The organism is Salinibacillus kushneri, assembly GCF_900111405.1.
GTDB classification, from domain to species: Bacteria; Bacillota; Bacilli; order Bacillales; family Alkalibacillaceae; genus Salinibacillus; species Salinibacillus kushneri.
On record NZ_FOHJ01000005.1, the window covers coordinates 113,082 to 129,026 of the forward strand.

Below are 15,945 nucleotides of genomic sequence, written 5' to 3' on the forward strand. Positions count from 1 at the left end.
ATCCTCACCACTATATAATACAATGAAAGTAATACGAATAAATAAAGGGGTCTTTCTATGTTACCAGATGAGGTTAAGGAGCAAATAATCGAAATTGTGGGAGAACAGGACTTCCAGGACTCCTACACCAATAAGCTCGTCTACTCCTATGATGCTACTCCACAATTTCAAGCCATGCCCGATGCTATTGTAGCTCCACACAATACCGAACAGATTGCGCAAATTGTAAAAGTATGTAATCGCTTTAAAATCCCCATTGTCCCCAGAGGTTCAGGAACCAATCTTAGTGCTGGCACAACACCTTTAGAAGGTGGTGTTGTGCTGTTATTTAAGCATATGGATAAAATTCTTGAAATTGATGAAGAAAATTTAACGATTACAACCCAGCCAGGTGTAATCACACAGGAAATCATCAATCAAGTAGAAGAAAGAGGCCTTTTTTACCCACCTGATCCTGGTTCTTTAAACATTTCGCAAATCGGTGGAAATATCAATGAAAACTCCGGGGGACTACGGGGATTGAAATATGGAGTTACCCGTGATTACGTTTTGGGATTAGAAGCTGTCCTTCCGAATGGAGAAATCCTGCATACGGGCGGGAAATTGGCCAAAGATGTGGCAGGATACGATTTAACCCGACTACTGGTAGGGTCTGAGGGTACGCTTGGTATTATTACAGAAGCGACTTTAAAACTCCTTCCTTTACCGCCAGCAAAAAAGACAGCCCTCACTTTATTTGAAGACATTCATATGGCAGCTAAGGCTGTATCGGATATTATCGCTCACAAAATCATCCCTGCTACCCTGGAATTTCTGGATCAGCCTACGATTAAAGTTGTGGAGGAGTTCTCTAAAGTTGGATTACCAACGCACGCTAAAGCTGTTTTACTCATTGAACAAGATGGGGACTCGCACAAAGTCGAACAAGACATCAAATCCATCTCAACTATTTGTAAACAAAATGAGGCCTTTGAAGTACATGTTGCCCAAACAAAAGAAGAGGCTGAGGCACTCACCACAGCAAGACGGGCTGCCTTATCTGCCCTTTCCCGTTTAAAACCTACTACCATCTTAGAGGATGCCACCGTTCCCAGATCTGAAATTGCCAATATGGTCAAAGCCATTAATAACATCGCAGAAAAATATGAGCTAGATATCTGTACGTTTGGTCATGCGGGTGATGGAAATTTACATCCCACCTTCCTAACCGATGTACGCAACAAAGAAGAAATTGAACGAGTCGAAAAAGCTTTTGAAGAGATTTTTATTACAGCTGTAGAATTAGGCGGGACGATTACCGGAGAACATGGAGTTGGCGCTATGAAATCCCCGTATCTGCACCTGAAATTAGGTGAAGCAGGAATCAATACAATGAAACAACTGAAACTCGCCCTTGATCCCAACCAAATTATGAATCCTGGCAAGATGTTCGCTAAATCCAATCGAAAAAAAGTGGTGATAAAACATGAATACGCATGAGAAAGCTAGAATTCAAGAGGAATTTCAACAAAGAATGGACTATGATGAGTTACTCAACTGCATGAGATGCGGATTTTGTCTGCCGAGCTGTCCTACCTATCTAGAAACCGGAAAAGATGAAGCCCACTCTCCCAGAGGACGAATTGCTCTGATGAAAGGAGTTGTGGATGGGAATATAGAGCCAGATGAAGAAGTTAAGAAATCACTGGATATGTGTCTTGGCTGCCGCGCCTGCGAACCCGTATGTCCATCTGGGGTCAACTACGGACACTTACTGGAAGAGGCACGGGACATCATTTACCAAAACCAAAAAACACCATTCTTCCAAAAAATAATAAGAAAAATAGCCTTCAAAGGCTTGTTCCCTAAACCCAAACGATTAAGAAGATTAACAAGCCTATTACGATTCTACCAAAAGTCAAAATTACAAAAAATCGTACGAACGCTGAAATTAACTAAAATTCTTCCATCTACATATCGGCTTATGGAAAAAGTACTGCCCGTTGTGCCCAAAATGAAAGAAGCGGAAAAGCGACAGAAAGTTCTCGAGCCGTTCTCGAAGAAAAAGAAGCGTGTGGCTTTTTTTACAGGCTGCTTAATGGACTCGATGTTTTTATCAACCAATCAATCTACTATTAAACTTTTACAATATGCAGGATGTGAAGTAGTTATACCGGATAATCAGATCTGCTGCGGGGCACTCCATGGACATAGTGGAGAAAAAGAGCAGGCCAAAGAGATGGCGAAGAAAAATATAGAAGCCTTTGAGAATCTGAATGTCGATTATATCATCACTAATGCTGGTGGATGCGGGGCATTTCTTAACGATTATCACCATCTTCTAAAAGATGAAGAGGAGTGGACCGAACGAGCTACATCCTTTGACCAAAAAATCAAGGATATTTCAAGTCTATTAGTAGAATTGAATTTTCATAAACAGTCTTTAAAACTCCCCTATCAAATTGTGACCTATCAAGACTCCTGTCATTTAAAGAATGGTCAGCAGACATTTATGGAACCAAGGCAATTACTTGATTCGGTTCAGGGAACGGATTATGTGGAAATGAAAGATGCCAGCCGTTGCTGTGGTTCAGCCGGGATCTATAACCTTGTACAAACTGAAATGTCCATGAAAATATTAGATTATAAGATGAAGCAGACACGTGCCACGCATGCGAATGTAATCGTCACGGCAAATCCTGGATGTCTTTTACAAATGAAAATGGGCATAGAAAAAGAAGGATTAGCCGATAAAATGCGAGCAGTCCATATCGTTGATTATTTAGTAGAAGCCTATGAATATAGCAAAAATGAAAGAGTAAGTTAAATATTTCCAATTATATGAAGGGCCACATAAAACAATGTGGCTCCTTCTGTATTTTTCGGGTCGAGTCCGGTAAGCTCAGTAATTTGTTTGAGTCGATAATGTAGGGTATTGGCGTGTATGTGTAAAGATTTAGAGGTTTCTTTAATCGATTGTTTTTGGAGTAAATAAGCCGATAAAGTATCCAGCAATTCTTCGTTATGTAAGATACTCTGTAGTGTTCGGTTCACAAATTCTTCTTTCGTTTTCTCGCAAACCTCAGCAAGAACAATATCTAATAGCAAATCTTCATAAAACAAAATCTCCCCAGCACCCCTTGCAGCCTGTAACGCCTTCTCTGCCTCCAAATATACCTGGTTGATGTATAACTTGGCTACTGACTTGCTAACGCCAAAGGAGAGGTTACAATGGTAATGGTTTAAAAAATAGCGTCGCCATCGATCAAGCTGATAAGTTAAAAATTCCTTACCTACTTCGGATGATTTGTTTTTAATCAACAAAAATCGTTTTTTTCCCCAGCGAATGAGAAAATCCGCTCCCCCATTCGGAAATTGACTCTGAAACCAATTCATTACATTTGATTCCATTTGTGGCTCGGGAATCTCCTTATCCGTATGAACCTGAAGCAATATACATAAATAAGGAGTTCCAATAGATATCCCCAGCATTTGCCCTCTATGAATGAAGTCTTCATCGACTTCATTAGCAAATATCCATTCATAAAAAAATGCTTCAAGCCCTCTCTGCTCCCATTCTCTTTGCTCTAAATGATAAGACTCCTGAATAATTAATTCCGTCATTTTGCGAAGCAGGTCTGCATAAGGTTCCACTTCCCTTGGGTCGCCTGTAATGCCAATAACCCCAATGACCGTATGATCAAACTTTATCGGTAGATTTATCCCAGCTTTTACACCCTTTAAGTCTTTTACACGCTCAGGTGTGATATATAGTTTTTCCCCCTTCCTCACCACATTCCTTGCTCCTTCATGAAAGTTTCCAATACGATCTGCATCGGTTGAGGCGACAATGGTTCCACTTTCATCCGCCACAATTAAATGTTCATTCAGAATAACACTGACTTCATGAATAATTTTATTGGCAAGCTCGGGCAGAAGCTGCATAGCTTCACCTCCATTTTTTAACCCCTTGTGTTGAATACAACTAAAGTGTATTAGTAGATGTAATCTGTCTATGAATTTGGAGTGCTAGGTATCTATTGTTATCATGATGTCCCAACATCAAAAATAGCCCCTCGCCTGGTTTCACAAGGCAATGAGGGGCTATCCTTTCAATGTACCTCCCCCTCTAATGGGGTGGGACTATGGAAAAGTTTTATATGTCGCATGGAACGAATCTCTTAAACTTATGCAAATTTACACTAATTATAACATGTAAAAACCGTTCCTACACATAGACTTCTGTGTGAAACATTTTGTGAAACAAGATTTTTCGGGTGGTGACAGGCACCTCCCTATAATACTTTAAAGAATTCACGCATAAATAGTGGGAGTTCTGGCCATGCATGACCGGAAACGATGTTTTCATCCACATGTATAAGCTCTTCAATATATGTTGCACCTGAAGCTTCTACTTCAGGTCGGCATGCAGTATAAGCTGTCATTTCCCGGCCTTTGACATGCTCTCTTACTGGTGTTAAGACGAGCTGCCCATGGCAAATGACCCCAACCGGCTTATCCTCAGAAAGAAAGTGTGCAGCGATTTCCTGAACCTTTTCATCCATCCGAATGTATTCCGGGGCTCGGCCACCTGGGATGATTAGTCCATCATAATCAGCTGGATTCACATTCTCTACCGCTGCGTGAGAATCAATTTTATACCCCCACTTTTCTGTAAAGGTATCCATATCCGGCAAAAAATCATGAACCACGGTTTGAAGCTTTTTCTTGACTGGTGAAGCAATGGTACAGTCAATTCCCTCCTCTATACAACGATAGTAAGGATAGAACACCTCTAAAGCCTCAACAGCGTCTCCAGTAACAATTAAAACACTTTTACTCATCCTATCACCTTTCCTTTATTTTATTATTAATGCTAAAAAGCCCTAATCAACAACTACGAATTGGGTTTTTCCAAATGATAACGAGCTTCCAAGAGACCTCTACAATAGTGACCATTGAACTCCATGCTAAGTCTGGTCGTCTTAATCCCTAACAAGTAATCCGATAAATCATCCAGGGATATCGAATTCCCATCAGGATCTGTTATTGCATATATACAAGTGTTCGGATGATTTAATTCCTGCTTTTTCTGTAAGTATTTGTCACGTAACTCGAATCCTTCCTCTGAGAGAGTAATATTTTCCAAGTCTTGCAGAGTCATCTGAATAAGATTCTCTTTAGAAAACCCATTATTTAATAGATAGCGAACCAAACGATCCTGTCTAGAATAAAAAGCTTTGATTTGAAAAGTTCTTCTTAATTCATCCAAATTCCCGGTAGTCTGTCCTTCAAAGGATTTACTAAATTGCTTCCCTTCTGTTACTCCATGGTTTATTTCCTCAGATGTACAATGATTATCTAAAGTTACCTGAACATCATTCACCTAATCCAGTTCAGAAACATAAATCCTGATATCCTCCGCCATAATATAGGCAAAGTTAGGCGAACACCAATACGTTGGAAGGCGAAATTGTACCTCTACATGATTTCCTTTTATGGTCACCTCATCTATAAAGTCTAAATCTGTTAAAGGCTGGTCGAGCTCCGGATCATAGCCTTTATCTAATTTTTTTATGACCTCCTGTTTTCTGGACATCCAAACATCCTCTCAAACAAGATTATGGAATTAAACATTTGATAGATTCATTTCCTTAGCAAGCTTGTCATTTTTAATCTTTTCTTTTTGTTCTTCTATATCAATACCATATAAACGAGCGGCATTCCCTGCTAAAATTTTCTTTTTCACATCCATATCCAATACAGCACCTGTTTCCTGCTTAATATCTTCAGGAAGCTCAAATTCGACAAACTTCTCAATTAACCAGCCAGGTTCCCAAATGGCATAGTCACTGCCGAAGAGAATTCGATCTTCATCCAGCCAGAATAGTAATTCACCCATTATTTCCGCAAAGTAACGAGGGCGCGCATATATAAATGGCATCGCAACAGATAAACCGCCATATACATTCTTTTCCTGGGTTGCAATCCAGCAGAAGTCTTCTAAACGAGGTAAACCAAGATGTTCTACAATGAAATTGAGTTGTGGAAATGAGGTTGCTGCGTCATCAACATCAGCTACGTCAAACGCATCTCGATTAAGTGGAGTAATAGTAGGTCCTTTATGAACGTGGATATTTTTAATTCCTAGCTCCTGACATTTTTCTAAGTATCGATAACACCAATCATCGGATAATTTGTAACCCTTCGAATCACCGTACCAATCGGCAGTGTATAGTTTGACACCTTGAAGATTGTAGCGTTCCTTCATCATCTCCAATTCTTCCAAACCACGTTTTCCATGACGCGGATCAAAGGTTCCATTACAAATAAGGCGATTTGGATAGGTCACAGACAACTTATGACTATTTTCCATATCTCCAAAACCATTTTTATAAAATTCTTTCAACAATACCGGCTGAAAAATCGCCATATCAGCATATCCTTTTTCAAATACATCCCGTATCAATCGCTCTTCACTATATTTTAAAAAGTCATCTTTTGACCACCAGTATTCCTTTGGGCTCAAACTGGTCTGATAATCATAAAAACAGTCAATAAATTGCTGGCCATACTCATTTAGCTGATTTTCCTTACTTGCATCCCACAGAGCAATATGGGCATCAATAATAAAAATCTCTTCCCCATCAACGGTCCTGTGCATAGATTCACTCTCCTTTAAAAAACTTTTCCACAATTAAGTAAACGTTTACAAAAAAGTTATAGAAACATCCTCCCTCCTTCAAACTTAAACTACCTATCAAATGACCTGGAAATTTTTATGTGAGATGTATTGCTTGATTAATCTTCTCATTATTATAGCTGAACCTATGTCCCGTTTATATGTGCAGGAATCTAATATTAAAGTTTTCATGTCCCCTATTTTTTGTGGGAACGTACAAAATCACCTCTGTGAAACATTTTGTGAAACAAGATTATTCGGGTGGTGACAGGCACCACCCACCTCCTACTTCAGTGTAACCCAAAATGCGAATGCGACTGAGATTAATAACATGAGAAAGGGTGCAACAAAGATTAGAAATTCATCCAAATATATGGCCTCCTTTTATATCAGGAACTTCTATTTCCTTCTACATAGTCTTTATTAAACAGAAATAGTCGTAGCAACAAATATAACGATGGTAACAGCAGGGAAAAGCCTGCAAGAAAGGCAACAATCAATGATATAGCCATCGCTTGATTTGTAAAGCTATCATACAAGGTTAAATGAGGATAAAGTAAATACGGATAATGCGAAATCCCATATGCATAAAAGGCGAGCGAAAACTGTCCCAGTAACAGAATCAATGCCAGTCCGTAATTTTTTCGTATCCAAAGTAGGCATACTGTAACCACAAATAACAGGAAGGAAAGAGCAAACATCCACCATAAATCAAAAATACGCTGATAATGAACATCATTATGAAATTGTAATTCGTAAATAATTCCCCCGGCCGTGATGATGAGCGGCAGAGCCCATATTAACGCATATTTCCGCATGATAGCCGCTGCTTTGTAATCTTTAGCTTTATTAGCATACCAAGTGAGGAAAACCGCTGAAATATAAAGGGATGCGACAATACTTAATAGCACAATGCTCCATGTCAGAGGACTCGTAAATAATGCCCAATAATCCAAAACAGGACTTCCATCAACAAGCGAAACAAAACCACCTTCTGAAATGGTCAGCACTATCGATAATGATGCGGGTAATAATAAACCTGACAAGCCATACATAAACGCATATCCTTTATGTTCCTTAGCCCCATATGTTTGAAAAGCATAATAGGAACCACGTATCGCCAGAAGAATAATGGCAAAGCTGGCAGGAACAAGCAGGGTTGTCCCATAGTAATAAGCTGTCTTCGGAAAAAACCCAACAACCCCAACAAAGAAAAAGACCAAAAACACATTCGTAACTTCCCAGACTGGAGATAAATAACGTTGAATCACGTTCGCCAGGATATGGTTGGTTCCTGAAAATAAACTAAAAGCATGAAAGAAACCAGCCCCAAAATCAATCGATGCAACCATAATATAACCAAAAAGGAACGTCCACAGCACAACCATCCCGATGATTTCCAAATCTAAAGTTAAAGTCAATATTCATCACCGCCTTTTTCGGCTTCTCGGTCTTTTAATTCCTGTTCGACAGGATTGTTGCGGAACAAGCGGGCTAACACTACAATGGTTCCTACACCTAAAATGAAATAGAGACCTGCAAAAAGTAAAAGCATGAGATCTACATTTTGATTGGTAGTGGCCGCCTCTGAAGTACGTAAAATTCCCCGTAAAATCCAAGGTTGTCGCCCCACCTCTGCCAACCACCAGCCTAATTCAATGGCAAGGATGGAAAGTGGTCCACCTAAAACAATCAGCCAGCGGAAAAAGGAAGAATGCACAAATTCCCATTTCCGTGCTGTCCCAATCCAATAAATAAGCGATAAGAGAACCAACAGCATTCCAATGGTGACCATAAAATCAAATAAATAATGAATATACAGAGGTGGTGTTACATCTTCATCAAATTGATCCAAGCCAATAACTTCAGCCGATGGACTTCCATGTGCCAGCATACTTAAAGCAAAAGGCACTTTAATGGAATATTTGACTTCCTCCCCATCTAAGATTCCATACATTTGAAGAGGCGCTAACTCTTGCGTTTCAAAATGCCATTCTGCAGCTGCTAATTTTTCCGGCTGATATTCAGCAAGATACTTACCTGAAAAATCACCAATAACTGCCGTTGCAATCGAAAAAATCAAACCAATTTTCAACGTCATATGTAAAGATTTTTTGTGATAAACATGATCGGATCCACGTAATAAACGAAAAGCAGCAATGGCAGCGAGAACAAAAGCAACCGTCATAAACGCTGTTACCACAACATGGGAAACCTTCGTTGGCATAGCTGGATTAACCATCGCCTGAAGTGGATTAACATTCACTAATTCCCCATTAGCGATATCAAACCCCCGCGGAGCATTCATAAACGAATTTACCATTGTGATAAAAACGGCTGAAAAGGATGAGCCAATCGCAACAGGAACTAACAGTAATAAATGCTTACGCGGATTTTCAAAGCGATCCCATGTATATAAATAAATCCCTAAAAATATCGCCTCAAAAAAGAAAGCGAATGTCTCCATAAAAAGTGGCAAGGCAATCACATTTCCGGCAAGTTCCATAAAATTTGGCCAAAGGAGGGATAGCTGTAAGCCTATTGCTGTGCCCGTAACCACTCCAACAGCAACCGTGATTACAAAGCCTCTTGTCCACCGTCTTGCCAGCAGGGTATAGTGAAAATCATTTTTCTTAATTCCTACCCATTGAGCTATCATAATCATCAGTGGTACACCTACACCAAGCGTGGCATAAATGATATGGAAGGATAGAGTAAGCTCTGTTAACCACCGACTAAATTGCAAGGCTGTTTCATTTTCCACAACTCATCTTCCTCTCTTATCCACCGAAGATTCTAGCAAGGATGGAGATAAACATAATGACTGCTGCCCCAAAGGCAAGCCACATCAATTTCTGTTCGTGTTTTTTATACATCTCTACACTCCTAAATTGTGTATTCCTCCATTCTTGTTATTTTTTAGGGTGTAACAGTTTCGTTTATAATATCCAAATATCTGTATGGTTCTCCTTTATGAATTTTATAAATTTATATCCCAATTATATACAACAGAACATATATTCGTGTTATACTCTAAAGAAGCGAATCCAGGAGGAAAAATATGAGATTAAATAACATTAATATTGAAGAACGGATGAACCATTATCATGTACCAGGTTTAAGCATTACATTAATTAATAATGGTCAAGTAAGTCGTACAGAAAATTACGGATTATTAGAAGCAAAAAGCAATCAAGAGGTAAAAGAACATTCTATTTTTAATGCTTGTTCAATAAGTAAGTTCTTAACAGGAATGCTCGTTATGAAGCTGTCGGATGAAGGAGTTCTACATTTAGATGAAGATGTAAACAAAACTCTTAAAACGTGGAAAATACCTGAAAGTAATTTCACTAAAGATAAAAAAGTTACATTACGAAGCTTGCTTAGCCATCAATCGGGCATCAAAGATCCTGACAATAGTTTTTCCGAGCTTCATCTAGATAGCGAGGTTCCTTCCATGGTTGATTTATTAGAGGGAAAAACACCTTTTTGTAAACAACCTATTGAAGTCAAATATGAACCTGATAGTGAATTCCACTATTCTGATGCAGGATTTTGTATCATCCAGCTACTTATTGAGGATGTAACAAATAGACCGTTCCATCAAGTAATGAATGAATGTGTATTTGAACCATTAGAAATGAAACATAGCAATCTCAAAACAGGAATGATAGAAATGGAAAGAAAAGATTATGCCTGTGGTCATAACAGAAATGGTGAACGAGTTGATGAAATACACCCTATATACCCTTATCCAGCAGCCTCTGGACTATGGACAACTTCAAAAGACTTGGCTCGATTAGTCCTCGAGTTGATGAATGCTCTAAAGGGAGAAACCAAAATTGGTATTTCACCGATTAGAGCAAAAGAAATGATTACCCCGCAAAAAGGCAAGAGTTGGACTGGATTAGGTGTGTTTCTTGACGGGTTCGAAAAAGAACAAGAAATCTCTTCACTTGGTTGGGGCGTAGGCTTTCAATCTATGATGGTAGCGTTTCCGTATCTAGAGGAAGGTGCCGTTATTATGACAAATGCAGAGTTAGGCGTACATCAAATGGAGGGGATTATTGGGGAGATATATAAAGCTCTTATTTCTTAAAAGTTGTTTTAGAGGTGTAATGTTGGAGAAATATTATTGAATATAAATTTTTATATCAAACTGACTTGTTTTAAAAAGGATGGTATTCCCATGATTAATACCTTAAAGGATGAGTTAAAAACTGAATATTTGAAATGGACAAATTAAAAAATAAGATTTGAGGAAAATGATGATTTTATTGAAATTATAACTCCATTTGTAGATATGAATCCTGATTATATAAGTCTTTCTGTATCACAAGTTGATAACGGATACAAATTATCTGATGATGGATATATCATCGATGAAATTACAAATCTGGATGTACGTATAGATTTTCTGAGAAGAGAATTTTTTGATACAACTTTAAAAATATTTGGAGTAAACTATGATAGAAAAACAGAAGAATTATATGTTAAATTCAAAGAAGTCCGTGAATATCCAAATTATTACAGCGTTTAATTCAATGTATTATCCGGGTATCTGACTTGCTATTAACTTCAAGAAACAAAGTTATAAGTTTTTTTACTGAAGATATAGCAGCTTTCTTTTTGGATAATGATGTACACTTTAACGAAACTACTAATTATGTAGGGAAGTCTGGAAGAAATCAAACCTTTGATTTTGCATTACCAGTACAAAAAACACCAAACCGAAACTAATACAAGCCGTTAACAACCCTACTTCTGAATCAGATAAAGACCCCTTGTTTTCCTTTATTGATGTACAGGAAACAAAAAGTGGCTACTCTTTCTTAGTCTTAGCCAATGATACAAATGTGGAAATCTCAGATAAGTTTAGATAATCCCTTGAGAATTATAATGTTAAAGTACTTCCTTGGTCAGATAGAAGTACTTGGGTGTCTGAATTAAAAACACGATAATCATCCATTGGAAGATTTTTGACTTCCAGTGGATGACCTCATATTTCTCTATGTTCCTAAAACATCCTTACAATTTGCTTAAAGACTTTAGAAGGCTGTTTCCTCAAACTCTTTAAATTAATAAATTCCTTTTCATCACTGTTTTCAACTAAAATTACATCACCCCGAATCGAAACCTTCATATCTTTTATCACAAAACTTTCTACTTTCTGAGCCATGTCCAATTTTTTATCATCCAACTTATTCTTCACCCGATCGGATAATCTTCTCAGCATTCGCCAAATTGTTTTCTCGTCAGTTGATTTCATAAATAACTCTGGTAACTCTTTTGCTTCTAATAAATTGGTAACATCAGTCATAATATAGTTTGCAATACCATAACCTACTGGTTGAATAGCAGGAAATAGACGCATCCAGCCTTTAACATTCAGCATAACTTCTCTTTCCCCTACTTGAACTTCTTCTATTTCCCCGTAGTGAGTGACGCCATTATTCTCAACTGTTTCCTTTGTAGTATATAATGAGATATATTTGGCGTCCTGCCATCCAGTATGTAATCGGTCTGCAGCTATTTGGATCTTACCATTCTGTAAAAATTTTTGATAATCTGCTTCACTAGAAACTTTTAAAACCATTACTTTATCTTCTATAGATGAATTCCACTCTCCAATTGTCCCTCTAGGTAATATTCCTTCTTGCTGAATTTCCTCAGGACTCTTATCAATTAATCGCTCCACAAATTGTTCGACTAAAGTTGTGGCATTAGGAAGGAATGGCAAACCGCCAATATTAACCTCATCTATACTTTTATATAATTTATGATCCTGATAGCTATCCTCGTTATCCCAGGGAAATAATACATATGCTCCAAACGCTTTTCGTTCAAATGGTCCATCATTTTTAATTACGATTGAGTCCCGATACCGATGCATTACATTAATATCATCTTCCATAGGACCAGGAAGTCCATCATAATTTCGTGCATAGGTTGTATTAGATAAAGCGAAGTCGACTCGATATTTAGCATCAAAAACATATTGATACTCATAATTTTTCCCCTTTTTTTCAATACTCAGCATCGTATCTGGAATTTGGGTGATCGTTGGCAATCGTTTCTCACGTTTTTGATAAATAAGTGTTATTTTTTCACTGGTATGTGGATGACGAAAGACGCGCTTTGCCGTGGAATTTGGCTGTAAATTCACAAATAGTCCATCTTGATTAACTTTAATAATATTTTCGGAAACCACTTTATATTTTCGACCTAGAATTTGGCCAAGTTTAAGATACGTCCAGTATTCATAAAGGGTAGCAACATCTTTAACTGACATTTGATAAATATTTCCTTGTAGGGCCAAACCTTTGGATACTAATAAATAGATTTGAAAAGCTTCACGATAACCAGGAGCCATCTGTAAAACTAAGCTCATTACAGAACGATCAAGTGGTCCAATACTACGCCAAAATGGATTGTTTCTTTTGCCTTTTAACTTCCTTTTCATCTCTTTTATATGATTCATCACATCATAATCATCGTTCACATCAAATCTGGAATGAGTTAATTTTTGAATTAAATCATTCAGCTTCTCTATCAACCGATACATCATCCATTTGATATATCGATTCTCATTAGTATCGTAAGTGACTTCTTTCTTTCTATTTAATCCACTAATAGGCATGTAATGTTGATTGTTAATCGGAATTCCTTTGTCCACTTTGGCAAAAAGGTGAGGTCTTTTCTTTAAATATTGACGAGATTTATGATCTTGTTGTCCTAATTGATCTCCTCTAACCTTAGTATGTGTTGTTATCAACTTCTGATGAGGCTGCTGCTCGATTCGATTAATAGCTTTAAACAACTGATCAAAATGATATTGCATCAAACGGAAAAACTCACTTGGTGAGGGTGAACCATCAAGTTTAGTACGGGCTCCTAAATAAGTCTTTTTAATAAAGTGATAAGCTAGATTGTAAATTTCATCATTTACTTCTTCTAATAGCATTTTATAGTCCTTTTCGTAATCCAGTTTCGTTGGAAAAATTTCTATTGTAACAGAAAGTAACGTTTCATCTTCTTCTCTAATTTCAAAAGTAGACAAACCCACTTCATTTAGAAACTGTAATGAGCCCATTAGAGCATAGCTATTACCTAATTGTGTTCGATCGATTGCGTTCCTTAATCCCTTATGTTCATGATAAAAAGTTAACTCCTTATTCCCTTTCGGCGAAACAACTAAAGTGTAAACGCCATTTTCAAAGAAAATAGGACGATGGCTATATTTCTCCCGCAATTTGGCCTCGTTTATATCAAAAACACGAACGGATTCCACCCCTTCACCGTCTACTTTTAATTGCATAGGGTTCGAGAAATCTAATTTTCTATATTGAGCAAGTCCTTCAAATTTTTCATGATAAGGTTTACCTTTTATCACAAGTGTCATATTTTCCGTTTCTATATGAAGAAGCTCCACATCATGATTAGCTAATCCAGAAGGAAGTGAACCCATCCACGAGCCTCCTTCTCATTTCTACCAATTTTGCGGTGCTTTTTGGATATTTTGCGTAAGTTAAATCCATATCCTCATCTGTATCTTCAGTAATTAATCCAGGTGCGGAAATATCAATTAAATCATGAATTACATCCTGAACCCGGCTATCACTACCTGCGATTCTAGGTAGAATTTTTTGAAGTAAACAATGATCAAAAGCTGTGTTAAAGTCCATCAAGCTACCTTCTTCGTTATAAGCCATGTACATACAAATTTCATCTCTTACCCTATATCCGACATGTGCTTGGATTTTCTGCAAGACGTTATTAATGGACTCCAGTTCATCTGTCACACTTCTTACTATTTCAGGATTATTTTGATAGACATCTTTTAAATGCAGATAATTCGTGTCTAAAACTTCCTGATCTATCGAAATAGGTTCAATTTCTTCTTGATCTAATAAAAACTCTAAATGACTTAACTTTACACGATTAAATTCAATTGTATTCGCCCGGTCCAATACCTTCTTACTGAACGGATGTGTGGTTTCATCCATATTAACAGTACCCACAATATAAACATTAGAAGGTAGTGGGATATCTTCACCTGCTACTTCCTTTGATAACAATGTTGACGTTTCAATTTTTCCATTTTTCCATTTCCGGCTTTCCATCACACTCAAAATATCACTAAAATAATACTCCACTCGTGCTAGGTTCATCTCGTCTAACAACACTATATAAGGTTTGTTAGGATTGTTTAAAGCGTCCTTTATTACTTTAGTTAATGGACCTTCTTTAAAATCACCTTTGATATCGGTATATCCTAATAAATCTGTACCATCACTCCAGTCAGGTTGAACAGGGATTAAGGTGAATTGACTATTTTCTTCCGTGGCGCCAATTGCCTCCGCGAACCATTGGACGATTTTGGTTTTTCCTGTTCCAGAGATGCCGGATAGGATGACGAATGGTTTGGTTTTGAGTGATAAAAAGAAATTTGATAATTCTTCTCTTTCATAGTAGAAACCCTTATTTTTTATGTAACTATATGTGTGATCAACTAGCTGTTTATAACTATAAGTCTCGTTAATTATCTCAGTATTAATATCCAAAAAATCAAACTTGTCCATTATATTATCTGGAAAGTGATTATAAAATTTTGAAGCAAATTTTTGTGAAAATTCATTTGATATTGCATAAAAATATCCTTGTTTTATGTTTCCAAAATTGTCAAATGGTCCATTTTCTTCTAATCGCCAATTCTTAGGTATGTCGTCCTTCATGACTGGCACCTTCATATCAAAATAAGACACTTCTACAAAATTTCCATCTTCTCCCCATTGGTCATTATAAAATGGATTTTTATTTGTTATAGGAGCGCTCTTTACCAAGCTTATTGCTTTAACTTCCTTATTTGAATAGACAAACACTACATCTCCTACATTTACTTTCATTAAATCATTATGATGTTTCAGAGCCGTTCCATTTTTGTTCTTCTTTGGAGACCATAAAAATCCACCTTCTTTTTGAGCTTTATGTGCTTGACCTTGATTAACCCACCAATAAGAAATCTGATTTTGCATAAAAATTACATCCTTTATAAACGATTATTATTATTATTTTAACAAATAAACACAAAAAACTTTATCTTTCCATTAATGTTTTAGAAAATTGTAGAATTTTGGATTATTATATTTTAATTTTTATTCTTACTCAAACTCTTCGGTTCAATTTTCACATTACCTCCAAGATTCATAAAGTTTAAACACTCAAGCTTAAAGTTTTGCCCATCAAACTTAAAAATTCGCTATCTGACCAATTCTCCAATAACA

The 15,945-nt window shown here is 37.1% G+C and carries 15 protein-coding genes; 5 read left to right on the forward strand and 10 right to left on the reverse strand.

Translation table 11 applies throughout. The annotated features are described in order from the left end of the window. Positions 1-57: 57 nt before the first annotated feature. Together glcD and BMX63_RS08845 are read left to right on the forward strand one after the other, a co-directional pair. A complete protein-coding gene (glcD, locus tag BMX63_RS08840; protein ID WP_093134354.1) occupies positions 58-1,479 on the forward strand; it encodes a glycolate oxidase subunit GlcD in 1,422 nt (473 codons plus the stop codon). Beyond that, complete coding sequence (locus BMX63_RS08845; RefSeq protein ID WP_093134356.1) at positions 1,466-2,806, forward strand: (Fe-S)-binding protein; 1,341 nt, start codon at positions 1,466-1,468, stop codon at positions 2,804-2,806. Before glcD ends, BMX63_RS08845 begins: the two co-directional genes overlap by 14 nt. On the opposite strand, the gene BMX63_RS08850 is transcribed toward BMX63_RS08845, so the two are convergent. The 8 genes from BMX63_RS08850 to BMX63_RS08875 all read right to left on the reverse strand — a co-directional run bounded on the left by BMX63_RS08850 (position 2,803) and on the right by BMX63_RS08875 (position 9,425). Next, positions 2,803-3,924: a CdaR family transcriptional regulator gene (locus tag BMX63_RS08850; RefSeq protein ID WP_093134359.1), complete on the reverse strand. Its 1,122-nt coding sequence runs from the start codon at positions 3,922-3,924 to the stop codon at positions 2,803-2,805. The genes BMX63_RS08845 and BMX63_RS08850 overlap by 4 nt on opposite strands. Before the next feature lie 350 nt (positions 3,925-4,274). Beyond that, entirely contained in the window at positions 4,275-4,823 is a 549-nt protein-coding gene (locus BMX63_RS08855) for a DJ-1/PfpI family protein (RefSeq protein ID WP_093134361.1), read from the reverse strand. A 53-nt stretch (positions 4,824-4,876) separates the two neighbouring features. Next, positions 4,877-5,365, reverse strand: coding sequence for a hypothetical protein (locus BMX63_RS08860; protein ID WP_245732784.1), 489 nt, complete (start codon positions 5,363-5,365; stop codon positions 4,877-4,879). Beyond that, positions 5,366-5,578, reverse strand: coding sequence for an iron-sulfur cluster assembly protein (locus BMX63_RS18475; protein WP_245732785.1), 213 nt, complete (start codon positions 5,576-5,578; stop codon positions 5,366-5,368). It lies immediately after the preceding gene. 30 nt (positions 5,579-5,608) lie between these two features. After that, positions 5,609-6,643: an amidohydrolase family protein gene (locus tag BMX63_RS08865; protein WP_093134363.1), complete on the reverse strand. Its 1,035-nt coding sequence runs from the start codon at positions 6,641-6,643 to the stop codon at positions 5,609-5,611. A gap of 303 nt (positions 6,644-6,946) precedes the next feature. Then, complete coding sequence (cydS, locus tag BMX63_RS18840; protein ID WP_425441468.1) at positions 6,947-7,030, reverse strand: cytochrome bd oxidase small subunit CydS family protein; 84 nt, start codon at positions 7,028-7,030, stop codon at positions 6,947-6,949. Positions 7,031-7,050: 20 nt separating this feature from the next. Then, complete coding sequence (locus tag BMX63_RS08870) at positions 7,051-8,082, reverse strand: cytochrome d ubiquinol oxidase subunit II (RefSeq protein WP_281242740.1); 1,032 nt, start codon at positions 8,080-8,082, stop codon at positions 7,051-7,053. Continuing rightward, complete coding sequence (locus BMX63_RS08875; RefSeq protein WP_093134365.1) at positions 8,079-9,425, reverse strand: cytochrome ubiquinol oxidase subunit I; 1,347 nt, start codon at positions 9,423-9,425, stop codon at positions 8,079-8,081. The genes BMX63_RS08870 and BMX63_RS08875 overlap by 4 nt, the downstream gene beginning before the upstream one ends. Before the next feature lie 297 nt (positions 9,426-9,722). Between BMX63_RS08875 and BMX63_RS08880 the strand changes: the two genes are divergently transcribed. From BMX63_RS08880 to BMX63_RS18845, 3 genes are all read left to right on the forward strand, one after another. Beyond that, the gene (locus BMX63_RS08880) at positions 9,723-10,760 is read left to right on the forward strand and encodes a serine hydrolase domain-containing protein (RefSeq protein ID WP_093134368.1); all 1,038 of its coding nucleotides are present in this window, start codon (positions 9,723-9,725) and stop codon (positions 10,758-10,760) included. Positions 10,761-10,946: 186 nt separating this feature from the next. Continuing rightward, the gene (locus BMX63_RS08885; RefSeq protein ID WP_281242743.1) at positions 10,947-11,201 is read left to right on the forward strand and encodes a DUF1828 domain-containing protein; all 255 of its coding nucleotides are present in this window, start codon (positions 10,947-10,949) and stop codon (positions 11,199-11,201) included. A 199-nt stretch (positions 11,202-11,400) separates the two neighbouring features. After that, entirely contained in the window at positions 11,401-11,544 is a 144-nt protein-coding gene (locus BMX63_RS18845; RefSeq protein WP_425441469.1) for a DUF1829 domain-containing protein, read from the forward strand. 134 nt (positions 11,545-11,678) lie between these two features. Here the strand turns inward: BMX63_RS18845 and BMX63_RS08895 are convergent, their stop codons facing one another. Both BMX63_RS08895 and BMX63_RS08900 read right to left on the reverse strand, forming a co-directional pair. After that, positions 11,679-14,129, reverse strand: a complete 2,451-nt coding sequence (locus BMX63_RS08895) for a restriction endonuclease-like protein (RefSeq protein ID WP_093134375.1) — start codon at positions 14,127-14,129, stop codon at positions 11,679-11,681. Continuing rightward, positions 14,101-15,696 carry an McrB family protein gene (locus BMX63_RS08900; RefSeq protein ID WP_093134378.1) on the reverse strand — a complete coding sequence of 532 codons (1,596 nt, stop codon included), beginning with the start codon at positions 15,694-15,696 and terminating at the stop codon, positions 14,101-14,103. Before BMX63_RS08900 ends, BMX63_RS08895 begins: the two co-directional genes overlap by 29 nt. Positions 15,697-15,945: the final 249 nt, after the last annotated feature.

Coding starts and splice junctions, on each gene's coding strand:
- glcD (WP_093134354.1), top strand. CDS start 58: ATGTTACCAGATGAGGTTAAGGAGCAAATAATCGAAATTGTGGGAGAA.
- BMX63_RS08845 (WP_093134356.1), top strand. CDS start 1,466: ATGAATACGCATGAGAAAGCTAGAATTCAAGAGGAATTTCAACAAAGA.
- BMX63_RS08850 (WP_093134359.1), bottom strand. CDS start 3,924: ATGCAGCTTCTGCCCGAGCTTGCCAATAAAATTATTCATGAAGTCAGT.
- BMX63_RS08855 (WP_093134361.1), bottom strand. CDS start 4,823: ATGAGTAAAAGTGTTTTAATTGTTACTGGAGACGCTGTTGAGGCTTTA.
- BMX63_RS18475 (WP_245732785.1), bottom strand. CDS start 5,578: ATGTCCAGAAAACAGGAGGTCATAAAAAAATTAGATAAAGGCTATGAT.
- BMX63_RS08865 (WP_093134363.1), bottom strand. CDS start 6,643: ATGCACAGGACCGTTGATGGGGAAGAGATTTTTATTATTGATGCCCAT.
- BMX63_RS08880 (WP_093134368.1), top strand. CDS start 9,723: ATGAGATTAAATAACATTAATATTGAAGAACGGATGAACCATTATCAT.
- BMX63_RS08895 (WP_093134375.1), bottom strand. CDS start 14,129: ATGGGTTCACTTCCTTCTGGATTAGCTAATCATGATGTGGAGCTTCTT.
- BMX63_RS08900 (WP_093134378.1), bottom strand. CDS start 15,696: ATGCAAAATCAGATTTCTTATTGGTGGGTTAATCAAGGTCAAGCACAT.